Here is a 2,603-nt window from a genome sequence, read left to right as displayed (position 1 = left end):
CCGGGGGCCGTTGCCCTTTCCTTTGAGCATTCCGTGCAGCTCCCGCCACGACCCTTTGGGCCGATCCGCTTTCAATTCCGCCCGCCCATCGGGCAGTAGGTCGAGCCTGATCTTGCCTCCGGGCTGGATGCCGAGATGCTTCAAAATTTCCTTCCGGAAAGTCACCTGGCCCCGCGCCGTTATGCTTAATGTCGTCATGGCTATTACCTCCGTATCGAATAGAGGTAATGCAGAATCGCCTTATTTTCAAGGCCGCAATCCTGATAGCCAAAAAGTCTAAGTGACTAAGCTCGACTTTGTACGTTTTTCGTCAGGTCCAGATCCAGAAGATGCTGTTGCTGGCGATGTAGTCGAGGGCCTGATCGAGGGGCAAGATGCATCCCCCCATTTCGTCGTTATCTTCCCATTTTCGGCGGTGTGACCAGTATAGGCCTTATTCGGCGCCTTTTCGTTCCAGCCCCGGCGCTTGAGATAGTCTGGGCTGGTCGGGCCGATGCGGGCCACCACCCCCGGCGAGGCGTTCCTTGCCGCCATCGCGCCGGTCTTGGAGGCCGTTGGCTCCCTCCCCCATGCCCGTCCCGACACGGACGGAGAGTCGACCGCGCCCAAGAAGCAGAAAGCCCGGATGCTCAAATGTGAGTGCGCGACGTGCGGCTATACCATCAGGACCGCGCGCAAATGGCTTGAGCAGGCCGGCGCGCCGATTTGCCCGATCGAGGATCACGGCCAGATGAGCCATGAGCCGCTGGACGACGACGACAGCGAGGATGAGGGCGAAGAAGGCGGATAAGCGCCACGATCAAATGTATATCGCCTGGCATTACAAACGATGCTATAGCGCAACCATATTGCCAGCGGAGCGAGAGCAGAATGATATTGGCAGTCGGAAACACCAAGGGCGGCGTCGGCAAGACGACGCTCGCCGTCAACCTCGCGGTGGCGCGCGCGCTTGCGGGCCGCGACCTCTTGCTGGTGGACGGCGACGAGCAGGGGACCGCCCTCACCTTCACCGAGCTGCGCGCCGATCGGCTTGGCGAGGCCGGCTATACCGCCGTTGCACTCACCGGCGCGGCGCTTCGCAGCCAGGTCCGCCAGCTTGCGGCCAAATATGACGATATCATCATTGACGTAGGCGGGCGCGACAACGGCTCGCTGCGCGCCGCGCTCACCGTCGCCGACACGCTGCTGGTGCCGGTGCAGCCGCGCAGCTTCGACGTGTGGGCGCTCGACCAGGTGGCGGCGCTGGTGGCCGAGGCGCGCGAGATCAACGAGAGCTTGCGCGCCGTCGCCGTGCTGAACGGCGCGGACGCGCAGGGGGCCGACAATGAGGCCGCCTTGGACATGATCGGCGATATCGAGGGGATCGAGGTGCTGCCCACGTCGATCGTGCGGCGCAAGGCGTTCCCGAACGCGGCGGCCGAAGGCAGGGCGGTAGTGGAGCAATCCCCGCGTGACGCCAAGGCAATCGACGAACTGTCCGCATTGGTCAGCGCGGTATTTGTATAGCATAATGATAGCGGAGTGAATTGCGATGGCTATCGCTCGTAAACCGAACAGCAAGCCCAAGCCGCCGATGGATGAGGCGGCGGCCGATGCCTTCATTGCCGGCGCGGCAAAGCCGGAGGCCGCGCCGATCGCGGCCGACGAGGCGGGGCAGGGGGCCGAGCCGCGTAAGTCGCCTGTCATGCTCCGTTTCGATCGTGCGTTGCTGGCGAAGGTCGATGCGGCCGCCAAGCGGCGCGGGATCAGTCGCAGCGCGTGGATTCAGTTCACGGTGAGCCGCGCGCTCGATGCTGGCGAGGGGTAGGGCCGGCTAGGGCTAGGCGACCCTAGCGCGCGAACGGTGAGTTTTGGGGTATGGCCTCACCGTTGGGCGGCGGGCAGGGTGAAATCCACCAGCACCGGCATTTCCGGTATGTCCCCGCGCAGCTTCGCGCGGCGGACGATGCTATGTTGGTCGATCAGGTTTTGCGCGTCGCGACGGCCGCTCATGGTTTTCGGGAGCCACATCATAGAAACCCGCTCGACCTTGCGGCCCTTCTTGATCGGCGTGAACTCGACCCAGAAAGGGCAGAGCTTGTTGATTTCATCCTGGGCGATCTTGAGGCAGTATTTGTTGAAATCTGCGAAGCGTTTCAACTTACCTTCCGGCACGTTGAGCAAGCCGCGCAGCTCCGCAATCGTGAACTCTTCGCTTTGCTTATATTCGAGGCCGATCCGGCGTTCGATCATTTCATAGAGGCACAGCGAATATTTCGATTCGAAACAATACATCACTTGCGTCTTGAGCCGCGCATAGACTTCGCTGTTACGCAAAATCTCAATCAGTTCTTCGGGGATGCGGTAATGCAGGAAGCCGTCTTTTTCGAGGCTTTCGTCGCTGGGGCCGAGAAGCTGGACGCGGCGCTTGTAGCTCTTGCCGCCCTTGCGGATGGTGACGATCGCGATGGTGCCCATCAGGCGCAGCAGCGAGCTTTCTATGCGCTCATTGCCCTGGTGCGTGCCCTTGAGCGCGGTTTTGGCGATCCGGTGAATGACCGGCTCGCCGATCCGCTCCCAGGCATTCGCGATCAGCAGATTGTAGATTCGGCGATCGGCGAGGG

Annotated in this window: 4 protein-coding genes and 1 pseudogene; 3 read left to right on the top strand and 2 right to left on the bottom strand. The window is 61.9% G+C overall.

Features of this window, described 5'->3' with window-relative positions:
* Positions 1-198, bottom strand: a 198-nt coding sequence (locus IQ35_RS21340; RefSeq protein ID WP_206751999.1) for an AbrB/MazE/SpoVT family DNA-binding domain-containing protein, incomplete at its 3' end; no start/stop codon positions are given.
* Positions 199-478: 280 nt separating this feature from the next.
* On the opposite strand from IQ35_RS21340, the pseudogene IQ35_RS20745 reads away from it, so the two are divergent.
* The 3 genes and pseudogenes from IQ35_RS20745 to IQ35_RS20735 form a co-directional block, all read left to right on the top strand.
* A pseudogene (locus tag IQ35_RS20745) lies at positions 479-790 on the top strand (transcription elongation protein SprT); the annotation flags it as partial.
* An 80-nt stretch (positions 791-870) separates the two neighbouring features.
* Entirely contained in the window at positions 871-1,506 is a 636-nt protein-coding gene (locus IQ35_RS20740) for an AAA family ATPase (protein WP_145076198.1), read from the top strand.
* A 25-nt stretch (positions 1,507-1,531) separates the two neighbouring features.
* A complete protein-coding gene (locus tag IQ35_RS20735) occupies positions 1,532-1,807 on the top strand; it encodes a hypothetical protein (RefSeq protein WP_145076195.1) in 276 nt (91 codons plus the stop codon).
* 56 nt (positions 1,808-1,863) lie between these two features.
* On the opposite strand, the gene IQ35_RS20730 is transcribed toward IQ35_RS20735, so the two are convergent.
* A partial coding sequence (locus IQ35_RS20730) for a replication initiation protein (protein WP_199740003.1) occupies positions 1,864-2,603 on the bottom strand: 740 nt, incomplete at its 5' end.

The organism is Sphingobium wenxiniae, from assembly GCF_007830065.1.
Taxonomy (GTDB): domain Bacteria; phylum Pseudomonadota; class Alphaproteobacteria; order Sphingomonadales; family Sphingomonadaceae; genus Sphingobium; species Sphingobium wenxiniae.
This window is presented reverse-complemented; position numbering and strand designations above follow the sequence as displayed.